The following is a 16,018-nucleotide window of genomic DNA, read 5'->3' on the forward strand; positions in this document are numbered from 1 at the left end:
GCGGATTATAGCGTGATGGGTCGACCGTCCCAGCGCCGATCGAGGGCAATGGCGAGGATGGCGGAAAGCGCGCAGAAACCTGCCATGATCGCGAAAATCGCGCCACCCGCCACGGCGTAGAGCGGCCCCAGCGCCATGGTCGTGGCCGCCACCGCGACCGAAATCCCGACCGAGGAATAGAGGCCCTGGGCCGTTGCCGTCAGGTCGGGGGGAATCGCGCGGGGAATGAAATGCATGGCGCCCAGGTGAGCGAAGGCAAAGCTTGCCGCGTGCAGCCAGTTGACCGCCAGCAGGGCGGCCACGTCCGTGGTCATGGCGATCACGCCCCAGCGCAGGATGCCGCCGAAGCCCGCGACGACGATCAGGGTGGTCGGCCGCAGGCGATTGACGAAGCGGGCGGAAATGGCAAACAGAACGATTTCCGCCAGCACCCCTTCCGACCAGATCAGGCCGATGGTGAAATCGCTCAACCCCGCCTTCTGCCAGTAGAGGGCCGAGAAGGTGTAGTAGGCCGCGTGGCTGCCCTGAACCAGGGCATTGGCCCCCAGGAACAGCAGGAACACCGGATTGCGCAGAAACGCCGCCACGGCGCCCCGGCGGCGCACGGCCGGCAGCGGGACCCGCACATCCGGCAGCAGCCAGGCCGAGGCGGCGGTCAGGCCCAGTGTCCCGATCGCGACCCAGATCACGCCTTCAGGCCCGGTCATCGGCGTCAGCCGGCCCACCACCAGGGTGGCGGCGATGAAGGTGACCGAGCCCCACAGGCGGACGATGCCGTAGTCGTAGCCGCGCTGATAGGCAGCGAGCACGCCCAGGTTCTCGGTCAGCGAGACCTGGGCGGGGTAGAACAGGCTGGCAATCACATAGGCGCCCAGCAGGGCGAAGAAGCCCTGCGCCGGCAGCAGCAGCAGGAACGACAGGAAGCTGATGACCGTCAGCCCCATCAGGATGCGCCGGCGTTCGCCCAGCCGATCGGCCAGGCGGCCGAAGCCGGTGTTGCCAAAGATCCGCACCACCTGCCCCGCCCCCAGCACCAGGCTGATGTCGATGGGATCGAGGCCGCGATGGGCCAGCCAGACCGGCAGGAAGGGCACGATGACGCCCAGCGCGGAAAACGACACCGCATAGAAGAACGCCATGCGCACGGCCACCGGCAGGCGACGCCGCAGCGGCTCGCGGGCGGCGCTCTCCATGGGATGGTTTCCTCGGGACTTGTTGATTTCCGGCCCGGCCATCCTAATGTAGTGACATCACTACAAGCAAGAGGAGGCGGCGATGAAAACCGTGTCCGCCCGCGAGGCGAACCAGCATTTTTCCAAGCTCCTGGCGGAAGTCGAGGCCGGCCGCGAGGTGATCATCACCAAATACGGCAAGCCCGTCGCCAAGCTGGGCCGGGTCGTGCCCAAGGAGGATACGCCCGAGCGGCGCGCGGCGATCGAGAAAATGATCGCGCGGATGCAGGAAGGGGCCGATCTGGGCGGTGCCAAGTTCGATCGCTCGAAGGACTATGACCGCCAGTGACGCGTATCGCCTTCGATACGAACATCTTCGTCTATGCCATCGACACTACGCAGGGTGACAAGCATCACGTCGCCATTGACCTGTTGGCCCGCGCCGCACGGACAGATGCCATCATCCTGCGGCAATGCATGGCTGAATTCGCGAATGTTAGCCTTGGGAAGGGTGGGCAGCCCCCGGCGAAGGTGCGCCAATGGATCGAAGATTGGTTGGCTTCCTTTCCGATCGCCCGAGACGATGGTGAGACCGTCCTGTTGGCGCTAACACTCAAAGAACGCTATCGGCTCGCTTGGTGGGATGCGCTGCTGTTGGCGGCTGCAACTGAGGCGGAGGTTGATTTGCTGGTCACCGAAGATCTGCAAGACAGCCAGATCCTGGGCACCGTCTTGATCGCCAACCCGTTCCTGCCCGCCGGCCGGGCGGCGATCGACGCCGCCCTGACCCAGGCCTGATCAGCGCTCGATCGCCGTGTGGACCAGGTCGGCCAGGCGGCGGTGGCGCTCGACCGAGGCGCTTTCTTCGAGCAGGCCGGCCGACAGGAAGACGAAGGTCACGTCGCTGGCCGGATCGACCCAGAAGCAATGACAGCCGGCGCCCAGCCCGCCGAAGGTGCCCGGGCTCGCCAGATGGCCGAAGGCATGGGGTGGACGCCCTGCCCGCGCAGCCAGAAGCCATAGGAATAATGCGACGGGACGGTCGGCCAGCCGCGCAGGGCCTTGGCGTATTCGTAGAGCAGGTGAGGCGAGGTGCCGGTGCGGTCTTCGAGCGCGAAGCGCACCATGGCGGGCGAGAGGACGCGGGCATGGTCGCGCTTGCCGCCCAGGCGCCAGCCTTCGGCGAAATTGAAGACATCCAGGGCGGTGGTGGTGGCGCCGCCGCCGGGCATGTCGCTGTCAGGCTTCAGCCGGTCCGAGGATTCAAGGACGCCCGGCGGGAACAGGCCGGGCGTGGGATCGCGCACCACCACGGGGACATAGCGCGCCCGCACCTCGTCGGGAATGCCGAGTGCCGTATCGGTCATGCCCAGGGGCTCGAAGACATCGTCGGCCAGGATCCGGCCGAAGCGGCGGTTGCCGCCGTCCAGCCGGCGCACCACCTCGGCCAGCAGGCCATGGGCCAGGATCGGGCTGTACATGACCTGGGCGCCCGGCGCCGCGATCGGCGCGGTGCGCGCCAGGACCGTGGTGACCGAGGCGAGATCGGCGGCGTTCAAATCCTTGGCCATGACCACCGACGGCAGGCCGCTGGTGTGGGTGATCAGGTGGCCGATCTGGATGCCGGCTTTGTCCTGCGTCGCGAATTCCGGGATGACGGCGACCACCGGCGTGTCGACGGCGATCTCGCCCCGCTCGATGCGTTGCAGGACGGCGGTATTGGTGAACTGCTTGGACAGGGACATGGAGATGAAGACATCGTCGGCCTGCATCTCGCGCCCACTCTCCCGGTGGGCGAAGCCGATCGCCTCGTGCAGCACGATGCTGCCGCCGCGCGCGACGATGACGACCGCACCGTCGATCCGCTGGGCCTCGACATCGGCCGCGATGGCATCGCTCAGGCGGGAAAGACGCTCGGGATCGAAGCCTTGGGCGCTGGCGGCAAGCTGTAACGACAAGATGAGTCCCCTCCCTTTTGGCGCGGGAGTGTGCGTTGCCGCTGCCGGCCGTTCAACACATGAAACTCAAGGGCAAGTCCCCTCGCCCCCAACGGGGGAGAGGGCTAGGGTGAGGGGTGCGGGGATGGATGGGCTCTTCTCGCCCTGACAGACCCCTCACCCCAGCCCTCTCCCCGCAAGCGGGGCGAGGGAGGAAAGAGGCCCCAGGAATCAATCCTTCGCGCGTTCCATATAGGCGCCGTCCGCGGTCGAGACGACGACGCGGGTGCCCGATTCGATATGGGGCGGCACCAGGACCTTCTGGCCGTTTTCCAGGACCGCCGGCTTGAACGACGACGAGGCCGTCTGGCCCTTTACCACCGGGTCGGCCTCGACGATCCGCAGGGTCACGGTCTGGGGCAGTTCGGCGGCGACGGCGTCGCCTTCATAGGTGCGGATGTAGCAGACCATGCCTTCCTGGAGCCACACCTTGGGGTCGCCGATGATGTCGCCCGAGATGGTGATCTGCTCGAAGGTCTCGATATCCATGAAGGTGAAATTCTCGCCTTCCGGGTAGAGATACTGGTATTCGCGGTCTTCCAGGCTGACCCGCTCGACCTGTTCGGACGAGCGATAGCGTTCCTGGGTCTTGACCCCGTCGCGGATGCCGCGCAGCTCGAACTGGGCGAAGGCGCCGCCCTTGCCGGGCTGCACCATCTGGGTTTTGAGGACCGCGAGCAGCTTGCCGTTGATTTCAACGACATTGCCGACGCGGATCGAATTCGCGTTTACCTTGGGCATTTCATTACTCTGTAGCCTGACCGAATGGCGGCGGACCCTATCAGACGCAACCGCGATGGACAACCGGCGTGGCGGCTGGTAGCGGACAGGCATGACCGATATGCCCAGCCGTGCGCCCTGGTGGCGCCCCGACCGCTTTGCCGCCCGCCGCCCGTACCTTCAGGCGCGGGCCGCCATCCTCAAGGCCCTGCGCGCGACCTTCGAGGCCCGCGGCTTCCTCGAGGTGGAAACCCCGGCCCTGCAGGTGAGCCCGGGGATCGAGCCGCACCTGATGGCTTTCGCCACCGACCTGGAGCCGGCCGACGGCGGCCCGGCGCGGCGCCTGTACCTGCACACCTCGCCCGAATTCGCCATGAAGAAGCTGCTGGTGGCGGGCGAGCCGCGGATTTTCCAACTGGCCAAGGTGTTCCGCAATCGCGAGCGGTCGGACACCCACCACCCGGAATTCACCATGGCCGAATGGTACCGGGCGGGCGGCAGCCTGGACGACCTGATGGACGATTGCGAGGCCCTGCTGCGCGCCGCGGCCAAGGCGGCCGGCCGCGACGGCCTGATCGCCCACGGCCTGAGCGTGCCCCTGGACGAGGCGTTCGAACGGCTGTCGGTGGCCGAGGCTTTCCTGATGCATGCCGGCGTCGACCTGATGGCGACGATCGACGATCCCTTGAGCCCCAGCGCCGGCGCGCTGCGGGCGGAAGCCGAGGAAATCGGGATCTCGACCAGCGACGGCGACAGTTGGGAAGACATCTTCTTCAAGATCAGCCTGGACCGCATCGAGCCCAACCTGGGCGTGGCCCGGCCGACCTTCCTGACCGACTGGCCGATTTCCATGGCCGCCCTGTCCCGCCCCAACCCCAACGACCCAGCCGTTGCCGAACGCTTCGAGCTTTATGTCAACGGGGTGGAACTGGCCAATGCCTTCGGCGAGCTGACCGACGCGGCCGAACAGCGCCGCCGCTTCGAGGCCGACTGCGCCGCCAAGGAGCGGCTCTATGGTTTCCGCTATCCGGTGGACGAGGATTTCCTGGCGGCCCTCGACTGGGGCCTGCCGCCGTCGGCCGGCATCGCCTTAGGCATCGACCGCCTGGTCATGCTGGCGACGGGCGCGGCGCGGATCGACGAGGTGCTGTGGGCGCCGGTGGCGGGCGCCTAGGCGCTCTTCTTGGTGTCGTTCTTGATCGTCACCCGGCTGTCGGCCTTCTCGTCGCCGGGCATGGGCAGGGCCGCCAGGGTCAGGACCGTGTGGGCCGACAGGGACGGGCCGAACATGCGGGCGAGCGTCTCGGCGGCACCGGCCACGCTGCGCCCGACCTGGCGGCCGACATCCACGGCGGCGGTGACGGTCGCCGTGCCCTGGGCGGTGACGGCCGCTTCAGCCACGGCGCCGGCGTTTTCCAGCTTGTCGGCAAAACGGCGATAGACCTCGCGCACCGAGCGCGCCTGGCCATCCTTGTTGTAGAAAATGCTGCGGTTGGCGGCCGCCGCCTCGGGCAGCAGGTCGGCCGCCTTCGATGTGGGTGACCGCTCCAGGGCGCCGAGGAAGCGCGAGGCACCGCCCGCCCCCAGGAAATGCGCCATGTAGAGATCGGTGGCGCCGACCTCGCGCTTCAGCCGGCCTTCCAGGTATTCCTTGTTGTCGCGGGCGAATTCGGCGCCCATGGCCGCCGCCAGCGCCGGATCGTCGCGCAACGCCAGGATCTGTTTGCGGGCGGCCGCATCCTTGACCTTCATGCGGCCGTCGGCGCCTTGGGTGATGGCGTCGGCCAGTTCGCTCATGCCGTGGTCGTCGCCGTGATCTTTCACCACCTTCAGCCAGGTCTGCTCGATGAACTGGTAGAGGCCGCGGGCGGTCGAGGTTGCTGCCTTGGCCGCCGTGTCGAATCCGCTCTCCAGCTTGGCCTGGGCCAGCAGGTATTTGAAATCGACCCCGGTCTTGGCGGCAGCGGACTGAATCCCGCGCAGGACCGATGCCGGCACCCCGGCATAGGTCGTCTCTCGCGCCACCGCATTGGCGATTTCGGTCGGCAAGGCCATGCTCATCTCGTCATCCTCCCGGCAATCCGGTCCTAGCCACTGGGCGCTTTTTGCCGGGTGGCGGGTAGATGGCCGGGGCAAGACCCCATTTGCCGTATACCCACCTCCCTTCAATGCGAGGAGCGTGCCAACTGGCCTTTACGGCTTGCGCCGGGCATGGCCGACATTGAGCGCGATCAGGTCGATCAGCCGGCGCAGGGCCAGGGCGATGCCATCGTCCTTGGGCGTGGGCGTGAGGGCCGCCAGGGCCGAGGCGACGGCGACGAGGCCGGCGGCGAGCGCCAGCAGGCGGTCGCCGTTGTTCACGATGAACTCGATCATGTGTGCTCTCCCTATGGTCCGATACGATAGAAGAGGTGGCGGCCGACGGTGGCGACCGGCCGGCGGCCCTTGACCCAGGCCGGGCGCAGGCCGCGGGCGTGATAGTGGTCGGCCCCGCCGGTGGGATCGCCCAGGCGGCCGTCCAGCGCGGCATCGGCGACGGTGCGCGCGGGGAGCAGCACCGCCGCATCGGCCGCCAGGGCTTCGAGCGCCGCGCGATTGGGATCGCTGCGGTTCCAGCAGGAAAACTGCCAGGGTGCGCGGCAGACGCTGACGGCATCCGGCCCGCCCCACCACACCGCCGCCTGGCCCTGGCCCAGGCGGCGGCGGCTGGCCAGCATGCGGTTGACGATCACGGCGGCGACCGCCGCCATGCCGGCCACCCCTCGCCCCGCGCCTCGCCCCACAGGGTGCGGGCCAGGGCGTCGCGGTCCGCCTCGCCCGGCCGGGGCAGGGGTTCGACACGGGCGGCAAAGGGTGCGCGAGGCGCGCTCATGGCCGGCCCTCGAGCCGACGCAGGCGCTGTTCCAGATCGCCGATGCGGCCGTCGACGCGGGCGAATTCGCGCACCGCCTCGTCGGCGCTGAAGGCGACCTTGCCGCCGGCCTTCAGTTCCGCGATCTGTTCGCGCAGGGCCTCGATCTGGACCCGCAGGCCGGCGACGGTGGCGGCCGTGTCGCTGACGCTCGAGGCCATCCAGACCACCCCGGCGGTCAGCAGGGCACCCAGGACGATGGCGACCTGGCGCTCGAATTCGCTGCGCCGCGGCTCCAGCGGGACCGATACCGGCATGACATCACTCTCCATGGTTCAAATTCCTTCCCCGGCCACGGTGGCTTCCAACTCGTCGACCCGCGCCTTGACCCGCGACAGCGCGGCCAGGGCATCGGCCAGCGCCTCGCCCACCGCCGCATGAGCAGGCACGTCCTGCGCCGTGATCGGTGCGGGATCGAGCAGGCGGTCGGCAATCACGGCGCCGTCGAGGCTGACCTGTTGCCGGCGCTGGAAATGGGCCCCCTCAAGGCACCTTGCTCATCCCAGCGGACGAGCAGCTCATAGGGCGTGGTGGTAACGATGGGATCGGACATGGCGTTGCCTTCCTTGAAATGAGACTGTGACCCTAATCGGCCCATTCCTGCCCGCGCTCCGCCTCCCACCGTCATGACCGGGCTTGTCCCGGTCATCCACGTCGGGACGAGCCAAGTCCGTTGACGGGTTAGGCAGCTTGCCGACGTGGATGGCCGGGACTTCGCCCGGCCATGACGGTTAGGGTGGGGTTGGTGCCGAGCAGCTTCAGGAAACGGCGGCGCCGTCGGGCCAGCGCCAATTGCTGCCGTCGGAGACCGCCAGACGCTTGTTCGAGGTGCCGTCCGAGACGTAGATCAAGCCTTGAGGGGAAGCGGCGGCGGCCGGCAGGGTGGCCACCGTATAGGCGCGCAGGCGGTGATGGCGGTTCTGGTCGACGACCGGGTTGGCGCCGAACAGCGACAGGCCGCTGGCGTGTTCCAGGCGCAGGATTTCGCTGTAACTCGTACCGCCCACAGGGGTTACGTGGATTTCCAGCCGCGTGCCCATGTTGCCGCCGCTGGGGGTCGGCTCGGTCACCACGCCGCGCAGGCCGACGGCATTGCGGAACGACGGCGTGCCGTTATAGGCGGCGCGCATCCGGTATTCGCCGGCCAGGTCGTTCTGCAGCACCGCGGCGGGGGCGGCGATCGTGCCCCTGGCCTTGGAGGTCAAAAAGGTCGGTGCCGCGGTGTCGCTCGAATAGCGGGTGGTGAACAGATTGGCGCCGGTCTCGCCCCGGGCTTCCAGGAAACCGTTGCCGCCTGGAACGGATACGGTCAAGGCGCCGCTCAGCGTATCGCCCGCCTTGGCGACCTTGCCGTCGAGCGCGTCCTGCAAGCCAGCGGTATCGGCGATCGTCAGGGCCAGGGCCAGGCCCAGGCCGACCCAGCCGACACCGTCGTGGATGACCAGGACGTTTTCATCGGCGACATAGGCGATGAAGCCCGCGCGCGGGCCGGCGAAAACCCAGGCGGTGCCGTACCAGGCGGCGAGCTTGCCGTCCTGCCCCGCCCAGGCCCCGGTGGCAGCGGGCCCGACGATATAGGCATCGCCCGGGGCCGGGCTGCCCGGCGGGGCCGCCAGGTCACGATCCGCGACCGCCGCCTGCACGAGCAGATCGATGGTGTTGAGCGCACTGTTGTGGGTAACCTCCTTGCTCGCCTGGGACTGGACGATATAGGGCAGGTTCAGGCGTGGCGTCGGCATCGCATCCTCGCGTCAGATGGTGGCGGTGGCGGCCAGGCCGCGGCCGTAGAGCGTCGAGACCTGCGCCACCCGCACCACCACGGCGGCGGGCACATAGCCGAAATCGGCCATTGCCTGGGCGGCGCTGTAGCCGGCGGCCGGGGCCGTCACCGCGATCGTGCGCTTCACCGCCGGGCCGGCACCGTCGAGGATATCGACCTCATAGGCCTCGACCTCCTCGCCCAGGGCGACATCGCCCAGGTCGGCCCAGGCCCCGCCCAGGCGGGTGCGCCGGACCCAGGTGATGGCGAGGTTGCCGGCGCCGTCGCGCACGCCTGCGACATGCACCGGCGCATAGGGGCGCAGGCCCACGGCGCGCGGTGTGAAGCTGGCCGCAGCCCAGGCCGGATCGGTCATCGGCAGGGCGGCCGGGCCCCAGCGGTAGTAACGTTCAAGATGGCGTTCGGCCAGGCCCATGTCGAGCTGGCGCAAGGCGCCGTCGAGCAGGACCACCGCGGCGCCCGCGGCCAGCGGCGCCCGCATGGCCTGTTCGGTGCCAAGGCGCCCGCGCAGCAGGCCGCTCAGATTGTAGCGCCGGGGCGCCAGCAACTTGACTTGCGCAAATTGCACGATTTCCCAGTCGCCGTCGCCATTGCGCAGGGCCAGGGCGTTCACCGGCCCGGCCAGCAGCGCCTCGCGATCGGCCGCGGCCAGGGTGCCGCCGTAGAGTTCGACCCCCAGGACATTGCCCTCGTCCCAGAAATCGGTCGGGCCGTTGTAGAAATCATACAGGGTCTCGCCCATGGTCGCCGAAACCGGCAGGACGGTGTCGAGGGCGAAGCTGTCGCCGGCGACACTGTCCATCACCGCGACCGGCGCCGCCGGCACGCTCGACGCGGCCACCCAGGCGGCGTGCGGCAGTGCCGTCTCGGTCAACAGCGGCAGGTCCAGGAAGGCCAATGCCAGGCCGAGCGGCGGCGGCAGCGTTTCGCCCCCGACCGGCCGGCCGCCGGCCAGGCCCGCCGGGCGCGCCGAAGGCTCGACCCCGATGGCCTCCACCGTTCGCTGCCGGTCGTCGCTGACGCGGGTAATGCGGTAGGTGGCAGGGCCGGCGTCGGTGTCCAGGCGCAGGATATCGCCGGGGTCGAGCGCCAGGTGCGACGGCGCCAGGCCGAAGCGCGCCGTATTGCGTCCGGTCCAGGCTTCGATCAGCAAGCGTTCGGCGATGCCCCGCGCCTGTTCCTCGTCCAGGACCAGCGGCAGCGACAGGGCGGCCCGACCGGCAGCGCCGCCGACCAGGCGGCGGCTGGTGATCGCGCTGGTGCGGAAATCGCGGGCGAGATCGCTGAAGCCCACCGAAATCTCGACCGGCAGGTCGGTTTCCTGGCCCCGGGTCAGGGCCAGATCGTCCTGCGGCCGCGCCTCGGCCACCAGATCATCGGTGGCAAGGGCGATGCCGGCGCCCTGCCCGCGCGGCAGGAAGCGCAGCACACCGGCGCTCTCCACCGCGTCGAAACCGAAGGCCTGCATCAGGGCCTCGACCTCGCCCCGCGGGCTGAGCGGACGGTCGCGCAGATAGCCCGGCACGACGGCGTGCAGGGCGCTGACATCGATATCGTCCGGCCCCAGGCCGACCCGGGCGCACAGATGGGCGACCAGGCCGGCCAGGTCGGCGAAGCCCACCTTGCCGTTCAGCCAATGGCCCAGCGGCCACAGGTCGCCGTCGCCCCACAGGTCGTCGCGGGCCGGCCAGGCCGGAAAGGGCCGGGCATCCCAGGTCCACAGGGCCTGGGTCTCGACCATCGGCCCGCCATAGAGGGCTGAGACGGGGTTGGTGGCGCCGCGCCAGTGGCGCAGCCAGGCTTCCAGCCCGGCGCGCTGGATCACGTCGTCGCGCGTGCCGGCGGAGAAATGCGGCAGGGCGCTTTCCGCCGATTTGGGATCATAGAAGACATTGGGCTGGTTGGTGCCCTTGTCGATGCTGGGAATACCCAGCTCGGTGAACCAGATCGGCTTGGCCAGGGGTACCCAGGCGGTGGGCATTGCCGCCTCCACCCCGCCGGGCCGGTCGTAATGTGCGTTCGACCACCAGCCGCGCAGGTCCTTGGGCCGGAAGACCCAGGGCTTGCCATAGGTGCCGTCGCTGATCGGCGTGCGGCTCTGCCCCGCGCGGTCGCCAGGGGTGGCATAGAACCAGTCGAAGTATTCGCCGGCTTCGACATTGCCCGCGAGGTAGGCGGGATCATGGGGTGCCCGCACGCCGGCGGCGTAATCGAGATGATCGGCGCCGTCGCGCCAGTCGCTGAGCGGCAGGTAGTTGTCGATGCCGACGAAATCGATATGGCCGTCGGCCCACAGCGGATCGAGGTGGAAGAAGACGTCGCCGCTGCCGTCCGCCGGCTGGTGGCCGAAATACTCCGACCAGTCCGCGGCATAGGACAGTTTCACGCCGCCGCCCAGAATGGCGCGGCAATCGGCGGCCAGGGCCTGCAGGTGCCCGACGAAGGGAAAGCTGGCGGCATCGCTGCGCAAGGCAGTCAGGCCGCGCAGTTCCGAGCCGATCAGGAAGCCGGTCACGGCGCCGGCATCCAGCGCATTCACCGCCGCCGCCAGCCTTGCATAATGCAGGATCAGGCGCCGCCACGACCACTCGTCGGGCCCGCTGTAACCGACCGAGACAGCATTGTCGCCGCCGACCGAAACCGAGACCTGGCCCGCCGTCACCGCGCCGACGAAGGCCGCGACCTGTGCTTCGACCCCGATGCTCTTGTCCGGGCTGCCGGCAAAGCCCGGCGCCGGCGAACAGGTGATGCGTCCGCGCCAGGGATAGGCTGCCTGCCCGACCCCTGATGCGCCATCGGAATACGGATCGGGCAGCACATTGCCAGCCGGCACATCCATGAACAGGAAGGGGTAGAGCACAACCTCGTAGCCCCGCGCCGCAAGATCCCGGATCGCCCGCACCACGGACTCGTCCGACGGCGTGCCGCCATAGGCGATGCGGCCGTCGAGGGCATTGATCGAGACGATCGGCACCTGGCCGCGATGGTGGCCGTGGACCCGCCATTCGATGCCGGCGCGCCCGGCGAAGGAATACTTCAATGCCGTCTCGGCCCGCGGCATGATTCGGCAATAGCCGCAGCGCAGGTCGTCGCCGAACCAGCCCACCACCAGGAACACCTTGGTGACATTGGGCAGGCTGGCCGCCAGATCGTCCAGCGCCGCATGCCAGTCGGCCCGGGCATCGGTCGCGCTGCGGTTCTGGGGCGCCTGCGCCCCCGCCGCGATCGCCCGCGCGCCGGCCGTGACCACCCGCGTGTCGTAGGCGAACTCGCCCGCACCCGGGATCAGGGTCACCGCCTGGGCCAGATCCTCGATGCTGTCGCCGCCCGGCCGCCCGATGCGCCGGCACAGTTCGAAGGCCAGTTGCGGCAGGCGGTTGCCGAAACGCTCCAGGCCCAGGTTCTCGAACACCACATAGGCGGTGCCGCGATAGGCCGGCGCCGCGCCCTCGATGCCCTCGATCAACGGGTCGGGCAACTGGTCGGCGGCGCCGGGATAGAAGCGCCAGGTGACGCCGGTCAGGTCCAGCGGCTTGCCGTCGGCCCAGACCCGCCCCAGGCGATCGACCGGCCCCTCGCACAGGGCCACGGCGAAGCTGGCGTAATAGGCATAGGTAGTGGTTTTCTGTGCGCCGCCCCCGCCGCCCTTGCCGCCGCCGACCTTCTGCGTCGAGGCGACCTCGCGGAACTTCGCCGCCCAGATCACCTGGCCGCCCAGGCGCAGGCGCCCGGCCATATCGGGGATCGGTGCCCCCTCGGCCGAGGCCTGCACCTGCAGGTCAGTGAGGCGCGGCCCCTCGCGCCTGGTCGAGGGCGGCGCGAACAGATAGCTGTCGATCACCGCGCCGGCCACGGCCGTCGCCGCCAGCACCCAGCCGGGCGCGCCCGCGGCGAAGCTGGACACCGCCGCGGTCAGGACCAGTGTGGCCATGGTTACAGCACCCCGGGAAAGCGGAAGGCGAACCGCAGGCGGCTGCGCCACCAGGGCACGATCCAAACCTCCGCCACCCCATGCGGCTCGTAGGCATGGATCATGCGGGAAGGGCCCGACTGCACGGCGCAGTGCTTGGCAGGCGCCTGCTGCCCATAGGCGAACAGCAGCACATCGCCCGGGGCGGCAAGGGCGGGGTCGATCTCGACCAGATGGCGGCGGGCGGCCTCGGCCAGGGTCTCGCGGCCCTGCGCCTCGGCCCAGTCCGGGCTATAGGCGGGCGGCAGTTCCGGTTCGGTGCCGTGCAACTCGCGCCAGATGCCGCGTACCAGGCCCAGGCAGTCGCAGCCCACACCGCGCAGGGAGGCCTGATGGCGATAGGGCGTGCCGATCCAGGCGCGCGCTGCCGCAACGATGAGATCAGCCGAGGCGGGTGCCGTCATTGCCGTCTCCCTGGTTGGGGTAGGACAGGACGAAGTCGGTTCCTGGCATGTGCGGGAAGCCGCCAAAGTTGACCGTGTTGGCAAAGCGCGCGCCGCAGGTGGCAAAGCGCCGGTCGCAGCCCACCGTGATCGTGGCGGTATCGCCCGCCGCCACCGGTCGCGCCGGCGGCAGCAGGAAGGCCAGGTGCCCGCCGGCCCGGTGACCTGAAATCTCGATGGCGAGGCCGCTGTTGGCGCCGCCGGTCCAGCTCAGCTTGCCGTGCTCGAAGGCGCCCGGTGCGAAGGCCTCGAGCCCGCTTGCCGTGACATTCATGCGGTCGCTCACCGCCGTGATCGTCAAGGTCGCGTGCCGGTCCTCGGCCTCCAGGTCGATGCCGCAGCGGGCATCGCCCAGGTTCCAGGCGCAGCGCCGCTCGAACAGGCGCCCCACGGTCTGGTCCAGGCGGTGGGCCAGGCCGCGCAGTTCGACGCAGTAGCCGGTCCGGCCCCGCGTCACCTGGCCGAAATGGCCGCGCCGCAGCAGGATGCGTTGGGCGACATCCTGCCAGTTGACCAGGAACAGGCGGAATTCGGCATCGTCGTAGAGGCCCGCCGCCAGGTCCGCCGCGGTGATCGCCTCGGCCGCCAGGGCGCCTTCGACGTCGAGGTTGGAGACCGCCAGGCCAAGCTGGCTTTCCATGGCGCTGGCGGTGAAGCCGCTGGCCGCGCGATAGGTGACCGCCTCGAAGCTCAGGTCGCGGTCGTGATCGGTGAAGCCCAGTACCATGCCGTCGCGCCGCGTCAGGCGCCAGCAGCGCGCCAGGGTGGTAACACCACCCGCCAGATGCGCCGCCAGGGCGGAAGGCAGAAGCTTCACGGCAGCACCTCGACCAGGGGAATGGAGGGCACCTGCCCGGCGCGAAAGTCGGCGAGCGAAAAGACGAGCTGGTCGAGATCGAAGCGCACCGCGACGTCGAACTCGAAGCCGGCACTGATCACCGCGCCAGGCAGGGGTGCGACAGTAAAGGTCACCAGGCCGGTCAGGTGATCGACGGCGTGATCCAGGGGCGCGACCGGGGCGCCGTCGAGCGCCACCTGCACCGTGCCGGCCACCGGCTTGCCGATCGCCCGCCGCCAGGACTGCCCGCCCGAGACATAGGTCTTGGCCAGGGCAAACACCGTGGCGGTGCCGTCGCCGCTGCCGATCACCTGGTCGAGCGCCGTGGGCGCGGCGAGCGGCGGGCAGGATTTCCAATCCAGCCAGTCGCGGAAGCGGAAGGCGTGGAGCTTGCCGCCCCGCGCCTCGAAGAATTCGATCACCCCGTGCAGATCGTCGTCCGAGCGCAGGCCCAGCCCGACGTCGTAGCGGCGGCGCGAGCCGGCCCACAGGGCGTTGCGCTCCTCCCGCCCGCTGGCCAGGGTGACCACCTCCACCCGCCGCTCCGGCCCACCGCTGGAGCCGAAGGCGACCGAAACGGGAAAGCGCACGTCATGGAATGTCATCGGTCCCTCACGAATAGCGCCGCGCCAGCATCAGCGCGCGGCCGACCGCCGCCGCCACCTGGCCCTGGCTCTGGCGGAACGAGGCGGCGTCCGGGGTCGAGATGTTGACGATCACGGGGGGCATGGCGGCCGCAATCGGGCTTTGTGGCAGGATGGCGCCGGCAAGGCCCGGCACGAACAGTTCCGGCCCCGCCTCGCCCACCACATAGGCACGATCGGGCGCGACCGGCCCGCCGCCGGCGCGAAAGCCGCCGAACAGGCTGCCCGCGACCTCGGCCAGGCCGCTCCCGGCTTCGACGGAACCCACCAGGCTGCCCAGGGTCTGTTCCAGGGCAGCATTGAGGGCGAGGTCGGACAGGTGCCCGGCCATGCGCCCGATCACCCGGTCCCATTCCACCTCGGCCCCGCTCAAGGCATCGATCAGCACGCCGCGCACGGACTTTGCCGCCGAGGCGACGCCATCGGCCAGGGCGTCGAAGATCCCCGCCTCGCCTTCGCCGGCCAGGGCCTTGGACAAGTCGCCGGCAGCGGCCTTGGTCAGCCGCTCGGCTTCGGCAAAGGCCTGGCGCAAGGGGGCCAGATCGGCGCCGACCTCGACGGCCAGTTGGTCGATGACGGGCATGGGATCTCCTCAGGCGTGATCGAGGCGGGCTTTCAAGGCGGCGAATTCTTGGGCGCGCAGGGGTGCGACCGGCCGGCGCGCGCCTGACAGCGCGGCCCGGGCGGCGAGGGCCAGCAGCAGGTCGCGCGGGGTGGCGGCCCAGGCGGCCTCGGGCGGCCAGCCGAACAGGGCGCAGCCCAGGCCCATCGCCGGCCCCACCCCGCCGCTCATAAAGGGTTGGGGATGTCCCCTTCCGGCGCCAGGGCGGCCGCCAGCAGGGCGGCACAGGCCGGCGCCACCGCCAGCAGGCCGCGGTCCAGCACCAGCTCGCCCACATCCGCCACCGGCACGCCTTGCGCCGCCTTCAGTGCCGGCACCAGCACGGCGACGACATCATTGAGGCGATAGGAACCGTCCAGGAAACGGCGCGCCAACGCGACCAGGCCGCAGCCGGCCAGGGCCTCGCTTTCGGCCAGGGCGGCGAAGCTGGGGCGCAGGATGAAATCCTGCCCGCCCAGGCGCAGGGCGACCTCGCCGCGCAGAGGGTTGCGGTCCGTCATGCGAAACTCACGCTGCCTGCAGATTCCAGCGTGATCGAGAAGGTTTCCTCGCCGTCGTAGTCGCCGGCGAAGTCGAGCGCCGTGACCAGGCAGGGCGCGGTCAGGCTGCTGCCGTCACCCCGGGTGATGCGCCAGTCGCGCCGGGTGCGGCCCAGGAACAGGCTGCGCACCGCCTCATGGGCGTCGCCTGAATCGAAGACGCCGGCGCCGGTCAGGGTGAAGGCCTGGATGCCGGCGCCGTCCAGCAGTTCGCGCTGGCCGCCTGAATCCTTGTTGGTGGTCTCGACCGGTTTCAGCCGCGCATTCAACCCGGTCGAGCGCAGGCCCGCCACCGTGGCAAAGGCCCCGCTGCCTGATGTGTCGACCTTCAGCAGGAACAGATCCCCGCGTTGCTTGGGCATGTGATGCTCCTTCCGGGATT

At 69.7% G+C, this 16,018-nt stretch carries 21 protein-coding genes; 3 read left to right on the forward strand and 18 right to left on the reverse strand.

Annotated features, from left to right (window positions below):
* Positions 1-5: 5 nt before the first annotated feature.
* Entirely contained in the window at positions 6-1,193 is a 1,188-nt protein-coding gene (locus D3874_RS01610) for an MFS transporter (RefSeq protein WP_158595770.1), read from the reverse strand.
* Positions 1,194-1,275: 82 nt separating this feature from the next.
* Between D3874_RS01610 and D3874_RS01615 the strand changes: the two genes are divergently transcribed.
* The gene (locus tag D3874_RS01615; protein WP_119775746.1) at positions 1,276-1,521 is read left to right on the forward strand and encodes a type II toxin-antitoxin system Phd/YefM family antitoxin; all 246 of its coding nucleotides are present in this window, start codon (positions 1,276-1,278) and stop codon (positions 1,519-1,521) included.
* Entirely contained in the window at positions 1,518-1,970 is a 453-nt protein-coding gene (locus tag D3874_RS01620; protein ID WP_119775748.1) for a PIN domain-containing protein, read from the forward strand. Before D3874_RS01615 ends, D3874_RS01620 begins: the two co-directional genes overlap by 4 nt.
* 98 nt (positions 1,971-2,068) lie before the next feature.
* Here the strand turns inward: D3874_RS01620 and D3874_RS01625 are convergent, their stop codons facing one another.
* Positions 2,069-3,130: a serine hydrolase domain-containing protein gene (locus D3874_RS01625; protein WP_158595771.1), complete on the reverse strand. Its 1,062-nt coding sequence runs from the start codon at positions 3,128-3,130 to the stop codon at positions 2,069-2,071.
* A gap of 210 nt (positions 3,131-3,340) precedes the next feature.
* Positions 3,341-3,910, reverse strand: coding sequence for an elongation factor P (efp, locus tag D3874_RS01630; RefSeq protein WP_119775752.1), 570 nt, complete (start codon positions 3,908-3,910; stop codon positions 3,341-3,343).
* A gap of 91 nt (positions 3,911-4,001) precedes the next feature.
* Between efp and epmA the strand changes: the two genes are divergently transcribed.
* Positions 4,002-5,063: an EF-P lysine aminoacylase EpmA gene (gene epmA / locus D3874_RS01635; RefSeq protein ID WP_119775754.1), complete on the forward strand. Its 1,062-nt coding sequence runs from the start codon at positions 4,002-4,004 to the stop codon at positions 5,061-5,063.
* Here the strand turns inward: epmA and D3874_RS01640 are convergent.
* The 15 genes from D3874_RS01640 to D3874_RS01700 form a co-directional block, all read right to left on the reverse strand.
* Positions 5,060-5,950, reverse strand: a complete 891-nt coding sequence (locus D3874_RS01640) for a transglycosylase SLT domain-containing protein (protein WP_119775756.1) — start codon at positions 5,948-5,950, stop codon at positions 5,060-5,062. The two genes, epmA and D3874_RS01640, sit on opposite strands and share 4 nt — an antisense overlap.
* Positions 5,951-6,082: 132 nt before the next feature.
* Positions 6,083-6,265 carry a hypothetical protein gene (locus tag D3874_RS01645; protein ID WP_119775758.1) on the reverse strand — a complete coding sequence of 61 codons (183 nt, stop codon included), beginning with the start codon at positions 6,263-6,265 and terminating at the stop codon, positions 6,083-6,085.
* Positions 6,266-6,276: 11 nt separating this feature from the next.
* Positions 6,277-6,639 carry a cell wall hydrolase gene (locus D3874_RS01650; RefSeq protein ID WP_199698875.1) on the reverse strand — a complete coding sequence of 121 codons (363 nt, stop codon included), beginning with the start codon at positions 6,637-6,639 and terminating at the stop codon, positions 6,277-6,279.
* A complete protein-coding gene (locus tag D3874_RS29005) occupies positions 6,618-6,761 on the reverse strand; it encodes a hypothetical protein (RefSeq protein ID WP_199698876.1) in 144 nt (47 codons plus the stop codon). The genes D3874_RS01650 and D3874_RS29005 overlap by 22 nt, the downstream gene beginning before the upstream one ends.
* Complete coding sequence (locus tag D3874_RS01655) at positions 6,758-7,057, reverse strand: hypothetical protein (protein ID WP_119775760.1); 300 nt, start codon at positions 7,055-7,057, stop codon at positions 6,758-6,760. The genes D3874_RS29005 and D3874_RS01655 overlap by 4 nt, the downstream gene beginning before the upstream one ends.
* An 18-nt stretch (positions 7,058-7,075) precedes the next feature.
* Positions 7,076-7,237 (reverse strand): hypothetical protein, encoded by a 162-nt coding sequence (locus D3874_RS28290; RefSeq protein ID WP_158595772.1) that lies wholly within the window; start codon positions 7,235-7,237, stop codon positions 7,076-7,078.
* A 321-nt stretch (positions 7,238-7,558) separates the two neighbouring features.
* Positions 7,559-8,539: a DUF2793 domain-containing protein gene (locus D3874_RS01660; RefSeq protein WP_119775762.1), complete on the reverse strand. Its 981-nt coding sequence runs from the start codon at positions 8,537-8,539 to the stop codon at positions 7,559-7,561.
* Positions 8,540-8,551: 12 nt separating this feature from the next.
* Positions 8,552-12,511, reverse strand: a complete 3,960-nt coding sequence (locus D3874_RS01665) for a baseplate multidomain protein megatron (RefSeq protein WP_119775764.1) — start codon at positions 12,509-12,511, stop codon at positions 8,552-8,554.
* A gap of 2 nt (positions 12,512-12,513) precedes the next feature.
* Positions 12,514-12,954 (reverse strand): NlpC/P60 family protein, encoded by a 441-nt coding sequence (locus D3874_RS01670; protein WP_119775766.1) that lies wholly within the window; start codon positions 12,952-12,954, stop codon positions 12,514-12,516.
* Positions 12,932-13,810 (reverse strand): DUF2163 domain-containing protein, encoded by an 879-nt coding sequence (locus D3874_RS01675; RefSeq protein ID WP_119775768.1) that lies wholly within the window; start codon positions 13,808-13,810, stop codon positions 12,932-12,934. Before D3874_RS01675 ends, D3874_RS01670 begins: the two co-directional genes overlap by 23 nt.
* Positions 13,807-14,436 (reverse strand): DUF2460 domain-containing protein, encoded by a 630-nt coding sequence (locus D3874_RS01680; RefSeq protein ID WP_119775770.1) that lies wholly within the window; start codon positions 14,434-14,436, stop codon positions 13,807-13,809. The genes D3874_RS01675 and D3874_RS01680 overlap by 4 nt, the downstream gene beginning before the upstream one ends.
* A 7-nt stretch (positions 14,437-14,443) precedes the next feature.
* On the reverse strand, positions 14,444-15,058 hold the full coding sequence (locus D3874_RS01685; RefSeq protein WP_119775772.1) for a hypothetical protein: 615 nt from the start codon (positions 15,056-15,058) through the stop codon (positions 14,444-14,446).
* Between the two features lie 9 nt (positions 15,059-15,067).
* Positions 15,068-15,268, reverse strand: coding sequence for a phage tail assembly chaperone (locus D3874_RS01690; protein WP_119775774.1), 201 nt, complete (start codon positions 15,266-15,268; stop codon positions 15,068-15,070).
* Positions 15,265-15,597, reverse strand: coding sequence for a GTA-gp10 family protein (locus D3874_RS01695; protein WP_119775776.1), 333 nt, complete (start codon positions 15,595-15,597; stop codon positions 15,265-15,267). The genes D3874_RS01690 and D3874_RS01695 overlap by 4 nt, the downstream gene beginning before the upstream one ends.
* Positions 15,594-15,998: a phage tail tube protein gene (locus D3874_RS01700; protein WP_119775778.1), complete on the reverse strand. Its 405-nt coding sequence runs from the start codon at positions 15,996-15,998 to the stop codon at positions 15,594-15,596. The genes D3874_RS01695 and D3874_RS01700 overlap by 4 nt, the downstream gene beginning before the upstream one ends.
* Positions 15,999-16,018: the final 20 nt, after the last annotated feature.

It is taken from the genome of Oleomonas cavernae (assembly GCF_003590945.1).
Taxonomy (GTDB): domain Bacteria; phylum Pseudomonadota; class Alphaproteobacteria; order Zavarziniales; family Zavarziniaceae; genus Zavarzinia; species Zavarzinia cavernae.